General features: G+C 70.3%; 19 protein-coding genes. 17 read left to right on the top strand and 2 right to left on the bottom strand.

The window, feature by feature from the left end:
* Window positions 1-13 precede the first annotated feature (13 nt).
* Window positions 14-808, top strand: coding sequence for a hypothetical protein (locus ACPEH0_RS04710; RefSeq protein WP_366212899.1), 795 nt, complete (start codon window positions 14-16; stop codon window positions 806-808).
* On the opposite strand, the gene ACPEH0_RS04715 is transcribed toward ACPEH0_RS04710, so the two are convergent.
* Window positions 798-1,286 carry a hypothetical protein gene (locus ACPEH0_RS04715; RefSeq protein WP_366212898.1) on the bottom strand — a complete coding sequence of 163 codons (489 nt, stop codon included), beginning with the start codon at window positions 1,284-1,286 and terminating at the stop codon, window positions 798-800. The genes ACPEH0_RS04710 and ACPEH0_RS04715 overlap by 11 nt on opposite strands.
* A 113-nt stretch (window positions 1,287-1,399) precedes the next feature.
* Window positions 1,400-1,921, bottom strand: a complete 522-nt coding sequence (locus tag ACPEH0_RS04720) for an ATP-binding protein (protein WP_366212897.1) — start codon at window positions 1,919-1,921, stop codon at window positions 1,400-1,402.
* A gap of 95 nt (window positions 1,922-2,016) precedes the next feature.
* Between ACPEH0_RS04720 and ACPEH0_RS04725 the strand changes: the two genes are divergently transcribed.
* The 16 genes from ACPEH0_RS04725 to ACPEH0_RS04800 all read left to right on the top strand — a co-directional run bounded on the left by ACPEH0_RS04725 (window position 2,017) and on the right by ACPEH0_RS04800 (window position 22,174).
* Entirely contained in the window at window positions 2,017-2,301 is a 285-nt protein-coding gene (locus tag ACPEH0_RS04725; protein WP_033107649.1) for a metal-sensitive transcriptional regulator, read from the top strand.
* A gap of 46 nt (window positions 2,302-2,347) precedes the next feature.
* Complete coding sequence (locus ACPEH0_RS04730) at window positions 2,348-2,701, top strand: heavy-metal-associated domain-containing protein (protein WP_021010665.1); 354 nt, start codon at window positions 2,348-2,350, stop codon at window positions 2,699-2,701.
* Window positions 2,698-4,962 carry a heavy metal translocating P-type ATPase gene (locus ACPEH0_RS04735; RefSeq protein ID WP_366212896.1) on the top strand — a complete coding sequence of 755 codons (2,265 nt, stop codon included), beginning with the start codon at window positions 2,698-2,700 and terminating at the stop codon, window positions 4,960-4,962. The genes ACPEH0_RS04730 and ACPEH0_RS04735 overlap by 4 nt, the downstream gene beginning before the upstream one ends.
* Before the next feature lie 21 nt (window positions 4,963-4,983).
* Window positions 4,984-5,247, top strand: a complete 264-nt coding sequence (locus ACPEH0_RS04740) for a YHS domain-containing protein (RefSeq protein ID WP_217531253.1) — start codon at window positions 4,984-4,986, stop codon at window positions 5,245-5,247.
* A 28-nt stretch (window positions 5,248-5,275) separates the two neighbouring features.
* Window positions 5,276-5,857 carry a hypothetical protein gene (locus ACPEH0_RS04745; RefSeq protein ID WP_042378563.1) on the top strand — a complete coding sequence of 194 codons (582 nt, stop codon included), beginning with the start codon at window positions 5,276-5,278 and terminating at the stop codon, window positions 5,855-5,857.
* A gap of 154 nt (window positions 5,858-6,011) precedes the next feature.
* The gene (locus tag ACPEH0_RS04750) at window positions 6,012-6,503 is read left to right on the top strand and encodes a DUF6153 family protein (RefSeq protein ID WP_366212895.1); all 492 of its coding nucleotides are present in this window, start codon (window positions 6,012-6,014) and stop codon (window positions 6,501-6,503) included.
* Between the two features lie 105 nt (window positions 6,504-6,608).
* Complete coding sequence (locus ACPEH0_RS04755; protein ID WP_184215106.1) at window positions 6,609-7,226, top strand: DUF305 domain-containing protein; 618 nt, start codon at window positions 6,609-6,611, stop codon at window positions 7,224-7,226.
* Between the two features lie 208 nt (window positions 7,227-7,434).
* A complete protein-coding gene (locus ACPEH0_RS04760) occupies window positions 7,435-8,292 on the top strand; it encodes a F510_1955 family glycosylhydrolase (RefSeq protein WP_217531251.1) in 858 nt (285 codons plus the stop codon).
* A gap of 58 nt (window positions 8,293-8,350) precedes the next feature.
* On the top strand, window positions 8,351-10,804 hold the full coding sequence (locus ACPEH0_RS04765; RefSeq protein WP_366212894.1) for a phosphoketolase family protein: 2,454 nt from the start codon (window positions 8,351-8,353) through the stop codon (window positions 10,802-10,804).
* Complete coding sequence (locus tag ACPEH0_RS04770) at window positions 10,801-13,395, top strand: heavy metal translocating P-type ATPase (RefSeq protein ID WP_366212893.1); 2,595 nt, start codon at window positions 10,801-10,803, stop codon at window positions 13,393-13,395. Before ACPEH0_RS04765 ends, ACPEH0_RS04770 begins: the two co-directional genes overlap by 4 nt.
* A gap of 19 nt (window positions 13,396-13,414) precedes the next feature.
* The gene (locus tag ACPEH0_RS04775; RefSeq protein ID WP_366212892.1) at window positions 13,415-16,621 is read left to right on the top strand and encodes an HAD-IA family hydrolase; all 3,207 of its coding nucleotides are present in this window, start codon (window positions 13,415-13,417) and stop codon (window positions 16,619-16,621) included.
* Window positions 16,621-18,267, top strand: a complete 1,647-nt coding sequence (locus tag ACPEH0_RS04780; protein WP_366212891.1) for an ABC1 kinase family protein — start codon at window positions 16,621-16,623, stop codon at window positions 18,265-18,267. The genes ACPEH0_RS04775 and ACPEH0_RS04780 overlap by 1 nt, the downstream gene beginning before the upstream one ends.
* 38 nt (window positions 18,268-18,305) lie before the next feature.
* A complete protein-coding gene (locus ACPEH0_RS04785) occupies window positions 18,306-19,364 on the top strand; it encodes a type II glyceraldehyde-3-phosphate dehydrogenase (protein WP_217531246.1) in 1,059 nt (352 codons plus the stop codon).
* Window positions 19,354-19,638, top strand: a complete 285-nt coding sequence (locus ACPEH0_RS04790; RefSeq protein WP_033107642.1) for a DUF2933 domain-containing protein — start codon at window positions 19,354-19,356, stop codon at window positions 19,636-19,638. Before ACPEH0_RS04785 ends, ACPEH0_RS04790 begins: the two co-directional genes overlap by 11 nt.
* Window positions 19,635-20,654, top strand: coding sequence for a DMT family transporter (locus tag ACPEH0_RS04795; protein WP_366212890.1), 1,020 nt, complete (start codon window positions 19,635-19,637; stop codon window positions 20,652-20,654). The genes ACPEH0_RS04790 and ACPEH0_RS04795 overlap by 4 nt, the downstream gene beginning before the upstream one ends.
* Entirely contained in the window at window positions 20,651-22,174 is a 1,524-nt protein-coding gene (locus ACPEH0_RS04800; RefSeq protein WP_052362817.1) for a multicopper oxidase family protein, read from the top strand. Before ACPEH0_RS04795 ends, ACPEH0_RS04800 begins: the two co-directional genes overlap by 4 nt.
* The last annotated feature ends 319 nt before the right edge of the window (window positions 22,175-22,493 follow it).

Below are 22,493 nucleotides of genomic sequence, written 5' to 3' on the forward strand. Positions count from 1 at the left end.
AGCGATGTGGCTGATGGGGCGCCAGACGAGCACCAGGGTCACCGCCGCGCCCGCGAAGGCGAACCACCACGGCACCCTGCCGGCTGCGTCGGCATCGTATGCGCTTCCCGCAGACCTCGTCCAGCGACATCAGATCCGCCGATACGGCTTCCACGGCATCTCCTACCACCACGTCTCCGCCCGCACCGCCGAACTGCTCGGGCGCCCGCTGTCGGAGCTTCGGCTGATCATCTTCCACCTGGGCAACGGGGCATCCGCTTGCGCAATGGCCGGCGGCCGCTCGGTGGAAACCTCGATGGGCATGACGCCGCTGGAGGGGCTCGTGATGGGCACTCGCGCCGGCGACCTGGATCCGGGGGTGCTCCTCGCGCTCGGCCGCGCCGGCGTCGCATGGGATCGGCTGGAGGCGCTGCTCACGCGCGAGAGCGGCCTGCGGGCGCTGGCCGGCACCGAGGACATGCGCGACATCCACGCCGCGGCCGCCGCTGGGGATGCGAGAGCCGCCGCTGCGCTCGACGTCTACCATCACCGGCTGCGCCACTATCTCGGCGCCTACCTCGCCCAGCTCGGCGGAGCGGACGCGATCGTCTTCACCGGCGGCGTCGGCGAGAATGCCGCCGCGACGCGCGCGGCGGTGGTCTCCGGCATGGCGGGCCTGGGCATCCTGATCGACCCGGCACGCAACGTGGCGAGGGCCGACGGGGCGCGAGCGATCTCGGACCCGAGCTCACTGGTCGCCGTGCTGATCGTTCCCACGGACGAGGAGCTCGAGATCGCCCGGCAGTCGCTCGCAGCGGTCAGCGTCTAGCGGTTCCGTCGACGTCGGAGGAGGCGGTCTCGTTCGTCCGATGCCGTCGGATGACGTTCAAGACGAGGACGGTTGCGAGCACCAGTGCCAGCACGAACATGGTCGCGATGAACCACAGGAAGTCCGAGCCGATCAGGATGTTGCTGATGACGAAGCGGCCGAAGGCGACGAGCACCCCGGCCGCCGTGCCGAGGTAGAGCCACAGCGTGCGGCGGGACAGCAGGGTCGCGCCGATGCCCAGCAGCACGATCCCGAACCCCGCGATGAAGCCGCCCCAGGTCGAGAAGACGATCCCGAGCCAGTCCACGAATGCCACTGGCAGCGTGGCGGCGTCGATACCCGTATGCCGGATGTCTTCTGGCAGGAGGAAGGGTCGAAGGAACAGGAAGTAGACCCCGATCCCGAGGGTGAAGACGCCGAGCGCGGTCGTGAGAGCGCCGCCAAGCAGGTCCTTCCGGAGACGTTCCTGAGTGGGCATCCGAGACATCCGTCCTGTTCGACCGTGGGGCGCGTTCTCGCCTGGACCTGTGCCGGTGAGATATGCCCTGGGCCCCAAGCGTTGCACAGGACACCCCGATCGGGCGAGAGCGGTCAGAGCCGGTCCAGGATGAACTGCACCCGCTCCTCGGCGCTGAGGACCGGAACCCGCACGACCGGCAAGGGCAGCGCTTCGTACACCTGGGTCAGCAGTTCGTGGATGCGCTGCTGGGCGGCGGTGTCCTCGGTGCGGGCGTAGTCGGCGGCCAGGGGCAGCAGGTCGAGGATGAACGTCTTGCGGTAGTCGACGTGCTCGAGCGCGGTGAGCAGAGCGGGGTCGGGCTCGAGATCGAGGAAGCGGTAGTAGGCGAGGGAGTCGGGGACGGCCCGGTCGAGGAACACGGTGGCGTCCGGGTCGAGGGCAGCTTCCTCCGCGAGCTGCATGTCCAGGACGCCGCGCTGGAACTGCCGCTGCTTCGCCCGGACCTCCTCGACGGTGCGGCCGGCGATGCGCTGCAGGTCGAGATAGTGCCGGGCATGCTCGATGGTGGTGGTGTAGCCGCGGTCCCGCAGCAGGTTCACGGTGGTGGTCTTGCCCGAGCTGGGCCCGCCGGTGATGACGTACCAGTTGGTCACGTTCGCCCTTTCGCTCTGCCCGCTCCGGGAATATCCTCTTCACGAAGTACCTTATACCGCTAGGGGGTATACGATCGACGTCGGAGGTGGCTGAGATGGCACACGGATACGTGGATGACAAGCAGGCGCTGCTGGCGCGGTTGCGTCGGGCGGAGGGGCAGGTGCGCGGGATCGCGCGGATGGTCGACGAGGACGTGTACTGCATCGACATCCTGACCCAGGTCTCGGCGGCGACGAAGGCGCTGGAGTCGGTCGCGCTGACGCTGCTGGAGGACCATCTCGGGCATTGCGTCGCGCAGGCGACCGCGCAGGGCGGCCCGGTCGCGGAGGAGAAGCTCCGCGAGGCGAACGCCGCGATCGCGCGGCTGGTCCGCTCCTAGAACGTTCACACCACACGCATCGACACGCTCACGAAAGGAGCACAACATGACCGGACAAGGATTCCAGGACCTCGGCCTGCAGGCGACGAACGGCGGTGGCTGCGCCTGTTGCGCCCCCACCTCCCACGCCGCCACGGCCAACACCACCGCCTCCGCGACGGCGCAACCGGCATCGGGCGAGGTGTCGGCGCAGTTCCTGGTGGAGGGGATGACGTGCTCGCACTGCGTGCGCAGTGTCACCGAGGAGGTCTCCGCGATCGACGGGGTCTCCGGCGTCGAGGTCGACCTGCACGCCGGCGGCGTGTCCACGGTGACCGTGTCCAGCACCGCCCCGGTGGACGCGGAGCGAGTGCGGGAGGCGGTCGAGGAGGCCGGGTACAGCCTCGCCGCAGCCTCATGAGCACGCTGGACGTCGATCTCGACATCACCGGGATGACCTGCGCGTCGTGCGCGACGCGGGTCGAGCGGAAGCTGAACAAGCTGCCCGGGGTGGAGGCGACGGTCAACTTCGCCACCGAGAAGGCCCGCGTGCACTCGGAGGCCCCGGTGCCGGTGGAGGAGCTGATCGCGGCGGTCGAGCAGGCGGGGTACGGAGCGAGCCTCCCAGCCCCGCCTGTGCCCGACACGGCTGAGCAGACCATCCCGCGGGACGATGAGCTGGCGTCGCTGCGGCAGCGGCTGATCGTCTCGGCGGTGCTGGCGGTGCCGGTCGCGGTGCTGTCGATGATCCCCGCCCTGCAGTTCACCTACTGGCAGTGGCTCACGCTCACCCTGGCCGCGCCGGTGGTGGTGTGGGGGGCGTGGCCGTTCCACCGCGCCGCGGCGATCAATGCCCGGCACGGGGCGGCGACGATGGACACTCTGATCAGCGTCGGGGTGCTGGCCGCGTTCGGCTGGTCGCTGTACGCGCTGTTCTTCGGCGGTGCGGGGATGCCGGGAATGCGGATGAGCGTCACCTTCGTCGGCACCCCGCAGGCCGGTGGCCACGAGGTGTACCTGGAGGTCGCCGCGCTGGTGACCGTGTTCATCCTCCTCGGCCGCTACCTCGAGGTTCGTGCCAAGCGGCAGTCCGGCGAGGCCCTGCGCGCCCTGCTGGAGCTCGGCGCCAAGGACGCAGTGATCCTCCGCGAAGGCACTGAGCAGCGCGTCCCCGTCGCACAGCTCGTTCCGGGTGATGTCGTGGTGGTGCGGCCGGGTGAGAAGATCCCCGCCGACGGCCTCGTCACCGAGGGAATGTCCGCGGTGGACGAGTCGATGCTGACCGGCGAGTCCGTGCCGGTCGAAGTCGCCCCCGGCTCCCGCGTGGTCGGCGCGACTGTGAACACCGGCGGGCGCCTGCTCGTGCAGATCACCCGCGTCGGCGCCGACACCGAGCTGGCCCGGATGGCGCGGCTGGTCGAGGAGGCGCAGACCGGCAAGGCCCAGGTGCAGCGCCTCGCCGACCGGGTGTCGGCCGTCTTCGTCCCCATCGTCATCGCTCTCGCCCTGATCGCGTTCGCCGGGTGGCTGATCGCGGGGGCGCCCTTGGAGGTCGCCTTCACCGCCGCGGTGACCACCCTGATCATCGCCTGCCCGTGCGCGCTGGGGCTGGCGACGCCGACCGCTCTGCTGGTCGGCACCGGCCGCGGCGCCCAGCTGGGCATCCTCATCCGCGGACCCCAGGTGCTGGAGCAGACCCGCCGCATCGACACCGTCGTGCTCGACAAGACCGGCACCATCACGGCCGGCACCATGACCGTCACCGGCGTCCACCCCGCTCCCGGCACCGATGAGGCGGAGCTGATCCGGTTCGCCGCGGCGCTCGAGCACGGCTCCGAGCACCCCATCGGCCGCGCCATCACCGCCGCAGCCGACGGCCCGACGGATGCCGTGGAGTCATTCGCCGCCGAGGCCGGTCAAGGCGTGCAGGGCATCGTCGACGGCCGCATGGTCGCCGCCGGCCGCGCCACCTGGATCACCGGGCAATGGGCGATCGCGATCCCCGACGAGCTCGCCGCGACGATCACGGCCGACGAGGCCGCGGGCGCCACCGTGACCGTCGTGGCGTGGGACGGGCAGGCGCGCGGCGCGATCAGCGTCGCCGACACCATCAAGCCCACCAGCCGTGAGGCCATCGCCCGACTGCGCGGGCTCGGGCTGACCCCGATCCTGCTCACCGGCGACAACCCCGGCGCCGCCCGCACCATCGCCGACGACGCCGGCATCGAGGACGTCCGCGCCGGAGTCACCCCGCAGGGCAAACTCGACACCATCCGCGAGCTGCAGGCATCCGGACGGGTGGTCGCGATGGTCGGCGACGGCGTGAACGACGCCGCCGCCCTCGCCCAAGCGGACCTCGGCATCGCAATGGGCACCGGCACCGACGCGGCCATCACCGCCGCGGACCTGACCATCGTCTCCGGCGACCTGCTTCTGGTCCCGGACGCGATCCGGCTCGCCCGCCGCACCCTGGGCACCATCAAGGGCAACCTGTTCTGGGCGTTCGCGTACAACGTCGCCGCGATCCCGGTCGCGATGCTCGCCCTGCTCAACCCCATCCTCGCCGCCGCCGCGATGGCGTTCAGCAGCGTGTTCGTGGTCACCAACAGCCTCCGACTGCGCCGCTTCCGCCTCCTGCCCGCCCCGACGCCCAGCCGCGACACCACCCCCGTCCACGCCTGACACCCACGCAAGGAGACCGCCATGACGCACGACCACGAGCACCACACCGGCCACGAGCACGCCGCGCACGATCACGGATCCCACGAGCACCATCACCACGAGCCCCCGGCCGGAGCGACCAACCTCGTCACCTGCCCGGTCATGCCCGGCAACCAGGTCGACCCGGCATGGGCCGAGAAGCGCGGCCTGTTCCGCGACTACGAAGGCACGCGGTACTGGTTCTGCTGCCCCGAGTGCGGGCCGCTGTTTGACGCCGACCCCGCCCGCTACGCCAACGCCGCCTGACCCACGACGGCAGGGACAGGGGCGCGGGATGGATACAGCGGTCGGGCTGGTGCAGGCCTACCTGCGGGTGAACGGGTACTTCACCGTCGCCGAGTACCCGGTGCTGGACGCGACCGGTCCGGACGGGCCGCGCACCGTCACCGACCTGGACATCCTCGCGATCCGACTGCACCACATCCGCGGCGACGACCCCGACCCGGCCCTCGGCGCCCGCCCCGGGGCGCCGGACATGATCGTCGGCGAGGTCAAGGAGGGCGCCCCGAAGCTGAACCCCGCGATGCGCGACCCCGCGGTGCTGGAGGCCGCGTTCGCCCGGTTCGGCTGCTGCACCCCCGCCGACGCGCCCGCGCTCGTCCAGGAGCTGCTGACGGCCGGGCAGGTCCTCGCCCCGGAGGGCCACCTGATCCGCACGGTCGCGTTCGGCAACACCGCCCGCCCCAATCTGTCCCGCTCCTGGCACACCGTCCCGCTCGAGCACATCCTCGACTACCTCCGCGATCACCTCGCCCGCAACTGGGCCGTCGTCGGTCGCACCCAGATCAAGGACGACACCCTCGGGCTGCTGGCTCTGATGGAGAAGGCCCACCGCGCCGGAACGGGCCGCCGATGAGCCGGCTGCCGCGCGCCGGTCCCCATCCGGGACCATCGCCCCTGGCCAGGCATCGGTCGGGCGACCAGCCTGGGCAGGACCGCCGTGCGCCCGATCGGCGCCGGTGGGGATCCAGGCACACCAGGGTACGCTGGACGCGGGAAGGAGGTCGGCGGTGAACCACATCCGAACCCTGGTGCACGCCCCATCCGGGCTGCACCGGCTGCTGCTGACCTTCGCGACCGCGCTCCTGCTGATCGCCGGCCTGCTGGCCATGCACACCCTCACCGGCACGCTCACCAGCGGACACGCCGACACCCCCGCAGCGGCCTCCGAAGCCGCCCATGCCGCGCCTGCCTCTGACCTGGGCGGCATCGTCGCGACCGGGAGCATGCTCGAGGACACCATCGGGACAGGCCCCGAGGCTTCGGGCGGGCACTGTGAGGGCGACTGCGACGGCTCGGGCGGAATGCCGGACCATTCGATGCTGATGATGGCGTGCATGCTGGCGCTGTTGGCCGCCACCATCGTGCTGCTCGCCCCGGCGCTGCTGGCCCGCCTGCGCACCGCCCTCGCCCTGCTGCGCCTGCACGGGCGGAATGTGCTCACCGCGTTACCGCACCCCCGACCACCTTCCCTCATCGTCCTGTCGATCAGTCGAACCTGATTCCCCGCCCTCCCGTCACCGCTGTGCCGGGAGATGCTGCGCCGTGCCCGCATACGGCAGGGGAATCGACTCACCATTCGACCGACTAGACAAGGACACCCACCCGTGCGTTTCCGCATTCTCGCGCTGAGCACCGGCGCGCTCGCCGCTGCGCTCGTGCTCGCCGGCTGCGCCCCCACCGACGGATCCATGCCCGGGATGGACCACGGCCCCGGCGGCATGACCAGCAGCACCCCCGCCCCCTCCGGGCAGGCATCGTTCAACTCGGCTGACGAGATGTTCGTCACGATGATGATCCCGCACCACGAACAGGCCATCGAGATGGCCGATCAGATTCTGGCCAAGGACGGCATCGACGAGCGGGTCGTGACCCTCGCCGAGCAGATCAAAGCCGCCCAAGGCCCCGAGATCCAGACCATGAAGGGCTGGCTCGAGGACTGGGGAATCCCCTACGACGACTCCATGTCCGACATGGGCGGCATGGACCACGGCGACGGGATGATGTCCGACGACGACATGGCCGCCCTGGACGCCGCCACCGGGGTCGAGGCGACCCGGCTGTTCCTCGAGGGCATGATCGGCCACCACCAGGGCGCCGTCACGATGGCCCAGATGGTGCTGGACAACGGGGAGAACCCGGACGTGGCCGCGCTCGCCCAGCAGATCATCGACGGACAGACCGCCGAGATCACCACCATGCAGGACATCCTCGCCGCCCTCTGACCCGAACCCCTCGGGCGGCGCCGACCACCCCTGACCTGGCCCCGCCCGAGGCCCGGCGATCCGCCCGGCGCATCCGTCCTGACCGACAGCGTCGACCCGTCGAAAGGCCCGTCATGACTTCCCGGACTCTGGCCGCGTGCTTCGTGGGCATCATCCTCGCCCTGATCATCCTGTCCGCGGCGACCATTCTCTTCATCCAGGCGATCGCATGAGCAGCAACGCCACCACGATCACGGCCGCTGCCGTCGCCGCTGCTGCGGGCCTGCTGCTGAGCGGCTGCACCTCCACGCCGACCGCCACCTCGGCACCCGCCCCGGATACCGGTCTCGGTCATGTGCACGGCATCGTCGACCTCGGCGGGAGCACCGTGCTGCTGGGCGCCCACGCAGGCCTCTACACCCTCACCGACACCGGCGACCTCTCCGGCCCCCTGGGAGGCGCGGACTTCGACGCGATGGGCCTGACCGCCGACGGCGACGTCCTCTACGCCTCCGGGCACCCGGGACCGAACACCCCGGCGGAGCTCGGCGAGCACAACCTGGGACTCATCCGAAGCACCGACGCCGGGACCACCTGGGAGCCGGTCGCGTTCACCGGGCAGGAGGACTTCCACGTCCTCACCGCCGGAGACGGTGCGATCCACGGGATCGGGTCCAGCTCGATCACCATCCGCACCAGCACCGACGGCGGGACCACCTGGATCGACGGCGCCGAGCTCCCCGCCGCCGACCTGACCGTCACCACCGACGGCACCCTCTACGCCGCGACGCGGCAGGGCCTGCAGGAGAGCCGGGATGCGGGCGCCACCTTCGACCTCGTCGCGGATGCGCCGCCGCTCTACCTGGTGGAGGCGGACTCCACGGGCGGGCTGGTCGGCGTCGACACCGACGGCACCCTCTGGCGACTCACCGGCACCGGATCCTGGGACAGCGTCGGTGCCGCCACGGGCACCGTCCAGGCGCTCGGGAACGCAGATGGGGCGGTCGTGCTCGTCGACGACCGCGGCATCGTCTGGATCCACGGCACCGAGACCACCGTCGTCCTCCCGGGGGGGACCGCACAATGACCAATATCATCATGACCACATTCGGCGGTCTCGGCCGCGAACCTCGAGGAGACCGACCATGAGCACCGCACCGGCCCGCTGGGCATACCGCACCACCGCCGTCACCCCGGAACGACTGGAGGAGGTGGATGCGTGGTGGCGGGCGGCGAACTACCTGAGCATCGGGCAGATCTACCTGCTCGACAACCCGCTGCTGCGCGACCCGCTCACCGCGGAGCACATCAAGCCTCGACTACTGGGGCACTGGGGCACCACCCCGGGCCTGAACTTCCTGTACGCCCACCTCAACCGGGCGATCACCGACCGGGATCTGAACACCCTGTACGTGACCGGGCCGGGGCACGGCGGGCCGGGCATGGTCGCCAACGCCTACCTGGACGGCACCTACACGGAGCTGTACCCGCGGATCGACCGCACCGAGGAGGGGCTCAAGGCGCTGTTCCGGCAGTTCTCCTTCCCCGGCGGCATCCCCTCGCACGCGTCCCCGGACACGCCCGGGTCGATCAACGAGGGCGGCGAGCTCGGCTATTCCCTCGTCCACGCCTACGGCGCCGCGTTCGACAACCCGGACCTGCTGGTCGCGTGCGTGATCGGCGACGGGGAGGCCGAGACCGGGCCGCTGGCGACCGCGTGGCACGGCAACAAGTTCCTCAACCCAGCCGCGGACGGGGTGGTGCTACCGATTCTGCACCTGAACGGGTACAAGATCGCCAACCCGACGGTGTTGTCCCGCATCCCCGAGGACGAGCTGGTCGCGCTGCTGCGCGGCTACGGCCACGAGCCGTTCGTGGTCACCGTCGGCTTCGACGGCGAGGACCCGCGGGAGTCCCACGCCCGGTTCGCCGGCGTGCTGGACGAGGTGCTGGACCGGATCGCGGACATCAAGACCGCCGCGGCGGCCGGCACCCTGGAAGGCCGGCCGGCGTGGCCAGCGATCGTGCTGCGCAGCCCGAAAGGCTGGACCTGCCCGCCGGTGATCGACGGGCTCCCCGTGGAGGGCACCTGGCGGTCCCACCAGGTGCCGCTCGCCGAGGTCCGCGACACCCCCGAGCACCTGCAGCTCCTCCAGGACTGGCTGGCCTCCTACCGGCCCGACGAGCTCTTCGACGCCGACGGCGCCCCGTTCCCCGCCACGGTCGCCGCCGCCCCGGCCGGAGCGCGGCGGATGAGCGCTAACCCGGTCGCGAACGGCGGGCAGCTGACCGTCCCGCTGCGCCTGGGCGACTTCCGCGACCACGCCCACCCGGTCGACCCCGAGGCGCGAGGCACGGGAACGACGGAGGCGACCCGGATGCTCGGCGAATGGCTCGCCGACGTGATCCGGCACAACCCGGACAACTTCCGCATCTTCGGCCCCGACGAGACCGCCTCCAACCGGCTCGCCCCGCCCGTGTTCGAGGCCACCGGCAAGCAGTGGAACGCGACCGTGCTGCCGGTGGACGAGCATCTGGCGCCGACCGGGCGGGTGATGGAGGTGCTCAGCGAGCACCAGTGCCAGGGCTGGCTCGAAGGGTACGTCCTCACCGGCCGGCACGGCCTGTTCAACTGCTACGAGGCGTTCACGCACATCGTCGACTCGATGTTCAACCAGCACGCCAAATGGCTCGAAGCCGCCAGCGAGGTGCCCTGGCGGGAACCGGTGCCGAGCTTCAACTACCTGCTCTCCAGCCACGTCTGGCGGCAGGACCACAACGGGTTCAGCCACCAGGACCCCGGGTTCATCGACCTCGCCCTGAACAAGAGCCCCGACATCGTCCGCGTCTACCTCCCGTTCGACGCGAACACGCTGCTGTCCACCTACGACCACTGCCTGCGCTCCACCGGCTACATCAACGTCGTCGTCGCCGGAAAGCAGCCCGCCCCGCAGTGGCTCACCATGGACGAGGCGATCGAGCACTGCACCCGGGGCCTGGGCATCCTGCCCTGGGCCGGCACCGAGACCGAGGGCGCCGAGCCGGACGTGGTGCTCGCCGCCGCCGGCGACGTGCCCACCCTCGAGGTGCTCGCCGCGGCCGCGTTGCTGCGCGAGCACATCCCTGACCTGTCCGTGCGGGTCGTGAACGTGGTCGACCTGACCCGTCTGCAATCCGAGGACCAGCACCCGCACGGCCTGCCGGACCGGGAGTTCGACGCGATCTTCACCCCCGACAAGCCGGTGATCTTCGCCTACCACGGCTACCCGTGGCTGATCCACCGTCTCACCTACAAGCGCGCCGGGCACCAGAACCTGCACGTCCACGGCTTCGTGGAGAAGGGCACCACCACGACCCCGTTCGACATGGTCATGCTCAACGACCTCGACCGATACCGGCTCGCGATCGACGTCCTCGACCACGTCCCGGGCCTTGCCGCGACCCACGCGCAGCTGCGGCAGGAACTCGTCGACGCCCGCCTGCGCGCCCGCGCCCACACCCGCGAGCACGGCACCGACATCCCCGCCGTCGCCGACTGGCGCTGGCCCCACCCCGACACCGACCCGAACCGCCCCTCCACCGCGAAGGAAATCCGATGACCGACACCAAGACCGTGACCCTGCAGGTCAGCGGCATGATCCGCGCGACCTCCAAGAACGTCACCGAAGCCCACCTCGCCCGCCAGCCGGGCGTCCTGTCCGTCGACGCGAACCCGGTCTCCCAGACCGCGACCGTCACCTACGACCCGCAGACCACCTCGGTCGCGCACCTGCAGCAGTGGGTGATCGAATGCGGCTACCACTGCGCCGGGCAGTCCGTCCCGGACCACATCTGCGACCCCGCCCACGAACCCCACGAGCACGCCGACCACCACGACCACGCCGAGCACGATGCCCACGCCGAGCATGACGCGCACGACGGCTATCAGGAGCACGCCGAGCACGAGGGACGCGCGGTCTCTACCGGTCATGACACCCCGGCGGGGCACGAGCACCCGCACCCGGCAGCGGACCACGCTGACCACTCCGCAGTGGACGCCGGTGAGCATGCCGGTCACGCTCCGGCCACCGAGGGTGGGCACGATCACGGGGCTCAGCCGGCCGGCCGCAGCGCGCAGGATGTGATGGGCCACGGCGGGCATCACGGCGGCATGTCGATGGACGCGATGATCCGGGACATGCGCAACCGGTTCCTGGTCGCGTTGATCCTGTCGATCCCGATCACCTTGTGGTCCCCGATCGGCCGGGAGGTGCTCGGCTTCGAGGTGCCGGCCCCGTTCGGGCTGCGCGACGACGTGTTCATGCTGATCGTGTCGCTGCCGGTGATCTTCTACTCGGCCTGGATCTTCTTCGACGGCGCCTACCGAGCCCTACGGGCCCGCACCCTCGACATGATGGTGCTGGTCGCGGTCGGCGTCGGCGCCGGCTGGATCTACAGCCTGATCATCACCCTCACCGGCGGCGGCGAGGTCTTCTACGAGGCGGCGACCGTGCTGGCCACCTTCGTGCTCCTCGGCCACTGGGTCGAGATGCGCGCCAGGGGCGGCGCGAACGACGCCATCCGACGGCTGCTGGAGCTCGCTCCCGCCCGCGCGGTCGTCCTGCGCGACGGCGAGGAGGTCGAAATCCCCACCTCCGAGGTCGTCCCCGGGGACCTCATGCTCATCCGCCCCGGCGCGAAGGTCCCCACCGACGGCGTCGTCGAGGACGGCGAGTCCGAGATCGACGAGTCGATGGTCACTGGCGAGTCCATGCCGGTCGAGAAGGCGCCCGGCTCGGAGGTGATCGGCGCGACCGTGAATACCGTCGGCACCCTCCGGGTGCGCGCCACGAAGGTTGGCGCCGACACGGCGCTGGCGCAGATCGTGAACCTGGTGCAGGAGGCGCAGAACTCCAAGGCCCCTGGGCAGCGTCTCGCCGACCGGGCCGCGTTCTGGCTCGTCCTGCTCGCCCTCGTCGGAGGCACTCTGACCTTCCTGGTGTGGTTCCTCGCCGGGGCGGATGTGCCGATGGCGATCCTGTTCGCGATCACCGTCGTCGTCATCACCTGCCCCGACGCCCTCGGGCTCGCCACCCCGACCGCGATCATGGTCGGCACCGGCCTGGGCGCCAAGCGTGGTGTCCTGTTCAAGAACGCCACCGGCATCGAGACCGCCGCGCACATCGACACCGTCGTGCTGGACAAGACCGGCACTCTCACCAAGGGCGAGCCCGAGGTCACCGACTACATCCCCATCGGCATGGACGACCTCGAGCTACTCGCCCTCGCCGCCGCGCTCGAGCGGGAGTCGGAGCACCCGCTGGCCAAGGCGATCGTCACCTACGCCGAGAGCCGGAACATCCCGCGTCGCACCGCGTCCGCGTTCCGCAACGTCACCGGGCAGGGCGCGATCGCCACCGTCGACGGAAGGCAGGTGGTGCTCGGCAACGCCCGGCTGATGGCCGCGCAGGGCATCGACACCGGCCCGGTCGTCTCGCAGCAGCAGGCCCTCGCAGACGGCGGCCGCACCGCGATCATGTTCGCCGTCGACGGGCAGATCGCCGGCGTGATCGCCCTCGCCGACGCCCCCCGCGACACCGCGAAAGCCGCGATCGACGCACTCCACGAGCAGGGCATCGAGGTGGCGATGCTCACCGGCGACAACAAGCCCACCGCCGAGCGCATCGCCTCGCTGCTGGGCATCGACACCGTGATCGCCGACGTGCTCCCCGAGGACAAGTCCGCCAAAATCGCCGAGCTCCAGGCATCCGGCAAGAAGGTCGCGATGGTCGGCGACGGCGTCAACGACGCCCCCGCCCTCGCCCAGGCGGACCTCGGCATCGCGATCGGCGCCGGCACCGACGTCGCCATCGAGACCGCAGACGTCGTCCTGATGCGCTCCGACCCGCTCGATGTTGCGATCGCGCTGAAGATCGGGAAGGGCACGCTGCGGAAGATGCGGCAGAACCTCGGCTGGGCCATCGGCTACAACGCCGCCGCCCTCCCCATCGCCGCCGGCGTGTTCTACCCCGCGTTCGGGATCATGCTCACCCCCGAGATCGCCGCCATCAGCATGTCCGGCTCCAGCGTGATCGTCGCCGTCAACGCGCTCCTGCTCAAGCGGCTCCGGCTGCCCGCCCAGCAGGCCCCCGCGGCCCCGGCAGAGGCGAGCAGCCTCGCCCCGGCGTCGACGCCCGGCGGCGCCTCATGACCGGACGCGAGGCGCCGCGATGACTCCGCGGTCGGCAGAGCACGGGACTCACCACCTCGATGCCGTCTACGACGCGGTGCTGTTCGATATGGACGGCGTGGTCACGAACACCGCCGCGATCCATGCCGCCGCGTGGAAGCAGCTGTTCGACGAGGTGCTGCGAGACCCGCGTGTGCAGGTGGACGACCCCGAGACGACCTTCGACCCGGCCGCCGACTACCGCCGCTATGTGGACGGGCGAACCCGCGAGGACGGGGTATCGGCGTACCTGACGACCCGTGGGATCGCCCTGGACGCCGGAGATCCCGACGACCCACCAACGGCGTGGACGATCGCGGGGCTCGCGGCGCGCAAGAACGAGCTGTTCCTGGCGGAGCTGGGCACCCGTGGGCTGCGCGTCTATCCGGGCACCGCGGCGCTGCTGCATCGCCTGCGGGACGCGGCCGTGCCGGTCGGGCTGGTCACCGCGAGCCGGAACGCGCAGCAGATGCTCGCCGCCGCAGGACTGGCCGGCTGCTTCGACACCGTGGTGGACGGCCGGATCGCGCTCACGCATCACCTGAAAGGCAAGCCGGATCCCGCCATGTTCGTCGAGGCGGCCCGGCGACTGGGTGTCGCCGCGGCCCGCACCGCGGTCGTCGAGGACTCGGTCGCCGGCGTAGCGGCCGCGAGGCGCGGAGGCTTCGGCTTCGTCGTCGGCATCGACCGCGCCGGAGCGCGGGAGCAGCTCGAGGCCGCGGGCGCCGACCTCGTCCTGGCCGATGTCGCCGAGCTCGACCTGGGCGTCTCCACCACGGATCCGTGGCAGCTGGTCTACGACGGCTTCGACCCCGCGCACGAAGGGCACCGGGAGGCGCTCACCGCGCTGGGGAACGGCTACCTGGCCACCCGTGGCGCCCGGCCCGAGCACCACGACGACGGCATCCACTATCCCGGCACCTACCTCGCCGGCGTGTACAACCGACTGGCGAGCACCATCCACGGGCGCGAGCTCGAGGAGGAGCATCTCGTCAACACGCCCAACTGGCTTCCGGTGGACCTCCGCATCGGAGACGGGCCGTGGCTGTCCACCGGCCAGGTCGTGACGCACAGCGAACGACGCGAGCTCGACCTGCGCCGCGGCCTGGTCGTCCGCCGCGCGGTCCTCACCGCTCCGAACGGGGATCGACTCGACTTCGTGCAGACGACGTTCACCTCCCTGGACGAACCTCACCTTGCCGTGCTGGAAACCACGCTCACCGCCCCCGACTGGAGCGGCACGGTCACCCTTCGCGCCGGGATCGACGCCGGCGTGCGCAACAGCAACGTGGCCGCGTACCTCGGATCGGACGCCACCCACCTCACGCAGCCGACGTTCCGCCACGTCGGCGACACCACCCTCTGCGAGGTGCGGACCCGACAGAGCCGGGTCCACATCGCCACCGCCGTCCGCACGACCCTCACCGGAACCGACAGCGCGACCGATCACCGCATCGACACGCCATCGCAGCCCACCCGGGAGCTGCGCATCCCTCTGGAGCAGGGTCGACCGGTCACCCTCACCAAGACGGCCGCGATCTACACCTCCCACGATCGGGCCATCAGCGAGCCGGGTGGTGCCGCCCTGACCCTGCTCACCGAACGCGGTGGCGACGTCGAGGCGCTGCGGGAACGCCACGCGGCGGCGTGGCGGCGACTCTGGGAACGCTTCGCGGTCACCCTGGACGCCGACACGCACAGCCGACTCATCCTGAACCTGCACGTCTTCCACCTGCTCCAGACCCTCTCGCCGCACACCGTCGAGCTCGACGCCGGGGTGCCCGCCCGCGGCCTGCACGGCGAGGGGTATCGGGGGCACGTCTTCTGGGACGAGGTGTTCGTCCTGCCCGTGATCGCTCTGCGCACGCCCGAGATCAGCCGGGCGCTGATCGACTACCGCTGGCGGCGACTGGACGCCGCCCGCGCCGCGGCGACCGCCGCCGGACTCCGCGGAGCCCTCTTCCCCTGGCAGAGCGGCAGCGACGGTCGCGAGGAGACGCCCGAGGCGCTCTACAACCCGCGCTCCGGTCGGTGGATGCCGGACAACTCCCACCGTCAACGCCACGTCGGCCTCGCCATCGCCTACAACGCCTGGCAGCACTACCAGGCCACCGGCGACCTCGAGTGGCTCGCCGAACGCGGCGGCGAGCTCATCATCGAGGTCACCCGCCTGTTCGCCTCGCTCGCCGAGCACGACACTGCCACCGACCGCTTCCACATCGCCGGGGTGATGGGACCCGACGAGTTCCACGACGGCGCCCCGGACGCTCCCGGCAGCGGCCTGCGCGACAACACGTACACCAACGTCCTCGCCTCGTGGGTCGCCACGCGAGCGGCCCGGACACTCGCCCTGCTCCACGGGCACCGCGGCGAGGGCCTCCGCGACCGGCTCCGCGTCACCGACGAGGAGATCGCGGGATGGGCCCGGCTCAGCACACGACTGGCGGTGGGGTTCCACCGCGACGGCATCCTCACCCAGTTCGACGGCTACGAGAGCCTGCAGGAGCTGGACTGGGACCACTACCGCGAGGAGTACGGGAACATCGGCCGGCTCGATCTCATCCTCGAGTCCGAGAACGACAGCACCAACCGGTACAAGCTCGCCAAGCAGCCCGACGTCGTCATGCTGGTCTACCTGCTCGGTCACGACGGGCTCCGGGCGCAACTCGCCACGCTCGGCTACCCGTTCTCCGAGCAGGACCTGACCCGCACGGTCGAGTACTACCTCGCCCGCACCGCCAACGGGTCGACGCTCAGCCGAGTCGTGAACGCCTCCGTCCTGGCCGGCATCGACCCGTCCCGCTCCTGGATCGCGTTCCGCGAGGCGCTGATCGCCGATCTCGACGACTCCCAGGGCGGCACCACCCGCGAAGGGATCCACCTCGGCGCGATGGCCGGCACCATCGACCTACCCGTCCGCTCCTTCGCCGGCATGGCCCTCGGTGACGACGAGCTCGTCTTCGCCCCCCAACTGCCGCCGAACCTCACCCGGGTCGGGTTCCAGATCCGATACCGCGGCCACCTCGTCGACGTGATGCTCCGTGACCGCAGCCTGGAGCTTCGCGTGCACGCCGGCTCAGCACCCGCGATCCACGTGCGCGTCGGCGCGGTCGCCGTGCCGCTCTCGGCCGGACAGACCAAGACGTTCGCGATCGGCCCGGGCACCTCGGCCCGCGACGCGACCAACCGCGAAGGAGGCCTCGACTGATGAGCACGCATCGGAGCCGGTATCGGCGCATCGCCACCATCCTCGAGCACCACGGACTCGGGCTCGGCCTCGGGCTGCTCGGACTGGAGAAGTGGATTCCCTTCAACAAAGGCGTTCTCGGGCATGCGCGCCGGGACGAGCCCTACACCAGTCCGGAACACCTCCGACTCGCCCTCGAGGAGCTCGGACCGACCTTCATCAAACTCGGCCAGCTGCTGTCCACCCGCAACGACCTGCTGCCCGCCGCTTACCTCGCCGAGTTGGTCAAGCTTCAGGACGCCGCGCCGCCCGAGGCCTGGGAGCCGATGAAGGCGGTGATCCGCGAGGAGCTCGGCGCGGACCCCGAACAGCTCTTCGCACAGTTCGACCCGCAACCGCTGGCCGCCGCGTCGATCGGGCAGGCATACGCCGCGACCCTTCACGACGGCACCCAGGTCGTCGTGAAGGTCCGCCGACCCGGCGCGGTCGCCCAGATCCACGAAGACCTGGAGATCCTGCAGAACCTCGCCGAGCGCGCCGACAAGCGGTGGGATGCCGCCCGCCAGTACAACCTGCCGGGCATCGTCGAGGAGTTCTCCCGCACGCTGCGCGCCGAGCTCGACTATCTGCAGGAGGGCCGGAACGCGGAGCGGTTCGCCGCCGACTTCGCCGACTCACCCGACGTCGCCGTCCCTCAGGTGTTCTGGGAGACGACCACGTCACGCGTGCTGACCCTGGAACGGATGCACGGCATCCGAGTCGACGACCTGCCCGCCCTGGACGCGGCCGGCATCGACCGGAACCAGCTGGCCAGGCGAGGCGCAGACCTCATCCTCACCATGGTGTTCGAGAACCGCTTCTTCCACGCCGACCCGCACCCGGGCAACCTGTTCATCCAAACCGACGGATCCATCGCCCTCATCGACTTCGGCATGGTCGGCCAACTCGACGAAGAGGTCACCGAGCAGCTCTCCGACGTGCTGCTCGCCTTCACCCGCGGAGACTCCAACGCGCTCGCCACCGCCCTGCTCGCGCTCTCGATCACCAAGAACACCTCCGACCGCGGCGAGCTCGGCCGCTCCCTGGGCGTCTTCGTGTCGCGGTATCTCGGACGCCCCCTGTCCGACATTAACCTCAGCCACCTGCTCGGAGAGCTGCTCGCCCTGCTGCGACACCACCACCTCCAGCTGCCGCAGCAGACCGCTCTGCTGTTCAAGGTCCTGATGATGGGCGAGGCACTGGCGGCACGGCTCGACCCCGAGTTCGAGATGCTGCAGGCGCTCACCCCCTTCTCGGAGCGGATCGTGCAGCGACAGTTCTCCCTCCCCGCCCTGGCGAAACGCTGGGCACAGGCATCCGCGGATGCCGGAGCACTGCTGCTCGAGCTGCCCGGAACACTCAAGCAGCTCCGGCGGGTGCTGGAGAACGGCGGCCTCGAGGTGCACCTGCGCGCGGCCGAACTGGAACCGCTCGTGGGACGGGCTGAACGGATCGGCAATCGCCTGATCGCCGGCATGATCACCGCCGCCCTGATCAACGGCATCGGCGAACTCATCAGCGGGAACACGAGATGGCGCTCGCGGGAAGGTGTCATGATCGGCGCCGGCGCGAGCGTGGTCGCCGCACTCGGCGGCTACCTGCTCTGGACCACGCGGCGACGGCGATGACCGCCGCGGCTCCCATCCCTCATCAGAAAGGCACGCACATGAACACCATTCGAGTCGGCGTCAACGGCTACGGCGTCATCGGCAAGCGCGTCGCCGACGCGGTCCTGCTGCAGTCGGACATGGACCTGGTCGGCGTCGCGGACATCGCCACCGACTGGCGGATCAAGTCCGCAGCGAACCGCCTGCCCGTGTTCGCCTCCACCATCGAGGCGCAGCAGGCCATGCGGGGCGCCGACGTGCCCGCACAGGGAGTGCTCGACGACCTTCTCGCGCAGTGCGACGTCGTCGTCGACACCACCCCCAAGCATGTGGCAGCGGGAAACCTGGAGCGCTACCGCGCCCTCGGCGTCAAGGCAGTGCTCCAAGGCGGCGAGTCCCACTCCACCACCGGCCACTCCTTCGTCGCCCAAGCCAACTACGCCAGCGCCATCGGCAGGGACAGCACCCGGGTGGTCTCCTGCAACACCACCAGCATCGTGCGGATCCTCGGCGCGCTGGATGCGGCCGGACTCCTGCTGCGCGCCCGTGGGGTGCTCATCCGCCGCGCCACCGACCCGTGGGAATCGCACCTCGGCGGGATCATGAACACGATGGTCCCAGAACCGACCATCCCCTCTCATCAGGGCCCCGACGCACAGACCGTGCTCCCCGGACTCGATGTCGTCACCATCGCCGCCAAAGGCGCCCACACGCAGACCCACAGCCACTACTGGACGCTACAACTGACCCGGGAGGCGACCCGCGACGAGGTGCTGGACGCCCTGCACGCCGCGCCCCGCATCGCGTTCATCCGGATGTCCGATGGCCTGGTCGCCCTCAACTCCACCGTCGAGCTGATGCGCGATCTCGGCCGCCCCCGGGGAGACATGTGGGAGGTCGCCGTGTGGGAGGACCTGGTCACCGTGAACGGCAGCGAGGCCTACCTCGCCTACCAGGTCTACAACGAGGCCATCGTCGTGCCCGAGACGATCGACGCGATCCGCGCGCTGACGGGCACCGTCCCCGACGCCGCGACCTCGATCCGCCTCACCGACGAGAGCCTCGGCATGCGCCAGGACTTCCTCACACCGGCGGAGGAGCCCGACCATGACCGGTGACCACCAACCGCCCGCCGACCATCCCGGCGAAGGCGACCCGCGGCGACGGATGCCTGTGACGGCGTGGCTGATCATCGGGATCTCCGTGCTCGGGATCGCGATCTACCTGTTCATCGACCACCTTCCCCACGTCGTCGCAGTGCTGCCCTACGTCGCGATCATCGGCATGGCCGCCATGCACCTGTTCGGCCACCGCCACCACACCGGCGCCCACGACTCGAATCATCGACGCCACGGGGGCGACAGCGGGACCGACACGCGAGAGTCGTCGTGAACACCGTCGTCCGCCCCCTCGCGGACGCCAGCCGGCACGGGCACCCCCGACCGCTGCGGATGCTGTGGGTCACGCTCGCCTGGGGGTCGTGCTTCGTCGCGATCACCGTCGGCCTGCAAGACGCCCCGCCGCTGTGGCTCGCGGCACTGAGAGCCCTCATCGCCGGGGTCGCGCTCGCAACCGTCGCCGGCATCCAGCGGGCACCTGTTCCTCGCGACCCGAAGACATGGGCACTGATCGGCTGCCTCGGACTGGTGAACATCGCCCTGGCATTCGCGACGATGTTCGTCGCCGCGACCGGACTGTCGACCGGGATCGCCTCGGTGCTCGCCAACGCGCAGCCAATCCTGATCCTGCTGCCCGCGTGGTGGCTCTACCGCGAGCGTCCCACCCCCGCCGCGATCGCCGCGATCGGCCTGGGCTTCACCGGCCTACTCATCATCGTCCTTCCCTCCGGGCTCGGCACCGGAGCTTGGCTCTCACTGACCTCCGCCGCCGCGATCACCGCCGGCACCCTTATCGGCCGGATCGTGCACGCAGACGTCCGAGTCGTGGCGGCAGCTCAGCTGCTCATCGGAGGTGCGATCCTCGCCGGCACCGCAGCCGTCACAGAAGGGCCGCCCACGATCGACTGGAACATCCGGTTCATCCTCACCCTGCTGTTCCTATCACTGGTCGGCACCGCCGCCACCACGGTCGCCTGGTTCACCGAGATCGGACGTGCCCGGCTCGACCTCCTCGCCGCGTGGACGCTGCTCGTGCCGGTCTTCGGGATCCTGCTGTCGCTGCTGATCCTGCGCGAGGACCCGGGTCTGTGGGGCTGGATCGGGACCGTGATCGTGCTGATCGCAATGGCGTTGCTCGCCATCGGATCCAGGCGCTCAGAGCCCTCGGCCGTCACGGCAACCGGCAATCGTGCCCCACGAGCCTCCGCCGATCATGCGACGTCCGACCCGGACGGCCTCCCTGACGAAAACCACGGCCCGCGCTCCCGGCCGGAAAGGAAACAACGATGAACCCGTCGCCCGCCCCACGCCCCCGCTTCCTCCTAACTCGGCGAGGGTTCCTCGGCGTCAGCATTGGCGCCGTCGCGACGGTCGCGCTGGCATCCTGCGCGCCGGCGGCGAACTGGGTGCAGCCCGACGGCGCCCAGGTCCAAGGCGCCGAGCGGCGCCGCGGCGGCACCGGGAAGGTCACGACCGCGACCCTCACCGCCGCCCCGACCGTGCTGGACCTAGCCGGGGCGACCGCGCCGACCTGGGCGTTCGGGTCTGTTCCGGCGCCCGTGATCCGTCTCGGCGCCGGAGACACTCTGAAGGCCACCGTCCGGAACCAGCTCGAGGCGGACACCTCCGTGCACTGGCACGGGCTCGCGCTGCGCAACGACATGGACGGCGTCCCGCCGGTCACCCAGCAGCCCATCAAGGCCGGGGCCAGTTTCGACTACGAGTTCATCGCGCCCGATCCCGGCACCTACTGGTTCCACCCCCACGTCGGGGTGCAGCTGGACCGTGGCCTGTACGGGGCGCTGATCGTCGAGGACCCCGCCGAGCCCGGCGGGTACGAGGACGAGTGGGTCATCATCCTCGACGACTGGCTCGACGGCGTCACCGCCACCCCCGACGACGTCCTTGACGAACTGTCCGCCGGGATGGGCGACATGGGCGGGATGGGCGACATGTTCATGCGGATGGGCAACACCCTCATGGGCGCCACCTCCGACCTGCTCGGCGGCGACGCCGGCGACGTCTACTATCCCCTCTACCTCGTCAACGGGAAGCCCCCCGCCGACCCGACCCAGTTCACCGGGCGGGCCGGCGAGAAGGTGCGGCTGCGGATCATCAACGCCGGCAGCGACACCGCGTTCCGCCTCGCCATCGGCGGTCACACGCTCACCATCACCCATACCGACGGATTCCCCGTGGAACCGGTCGAAGTCGACAGCATCCTCATCGGCATGGGCGAACGCTACGACGCGATCATTACCCTGGATGACGGCGCGTTCCCCCTCATCGCTCAGGCCGAGGGCAAACGCGATCGCGGTTTCGCCGTCATCCGCACCGGCAGCGCCGCGGCAGCACCGACGGCCGATGTGAGCATCCCGGAGCTCACTAGCAGCCGGATCGGGACCGCACAGCTGCTGACGTCAGATAGCAGCGTTGCGCTGTCCTCACGGCAGCCTGATCGGACCGTGGCGATCACTCTCACCGGAGGTATGGCCGAATACGACTGGGGCATCGACGGGCGACGGTTCGATATGAATCAGCCCCTCGACGGCGCGCACGAGATCCGCGAAGGCGAACGCGTCCGGTTCACGATCACTAATGACACCGAGATGTGGCACCCATTCCATCTACACGGTCACACCTACCAGCATGAAGGTGGCGGCCCGCGGAAAGACACGTCGATCATCCTGCCCAAGCAGACCCTCACCGTCGACTTCGACGCTGACAACCCAGGTCTCTGGGTCGCCCACTGCCACAACATCTACCACGCCGAAACCGGCATGACCACTGTCATCGGCTATCGGGCGTGACCACGGCGCAACCTTCCGGAGGCCACGGAACTGGTCGTGTCGATGAACGCGTGACGGCGCCATTGATCGGACGGGATGCGGTCCCACCCCTGCGGGATCGTGACGATACCGGCCGCGGCTACGTTATTGGCCGGCCGGCCGGTCCGCCGTTGTCGGCGGTGGAGAGCGTGCGCGCCGAACGCATCCACCGCGCCGTGTTTGGGCACGCCAAGATCGTCCACGTCCTTGAACCGTCCCCGTTCTGATGCCGTTTCCTTTCGAGTCTGGAAGGAAGATGTTGATCATGCCGAAGAGGATTCCGGAGGAGACGAAGCAGCGT

The sequence above is a fragment of the Microbacterium sp. NPDC079356 genome (assembly GCF_049545465.1).
GTDB classification, from domain to species: Bacteria; Actinomycetota; Actinomycetes; order Actinomycetales; family Microbacteriaceae; genus Microbacterium; species Microbacterium gawkjiense.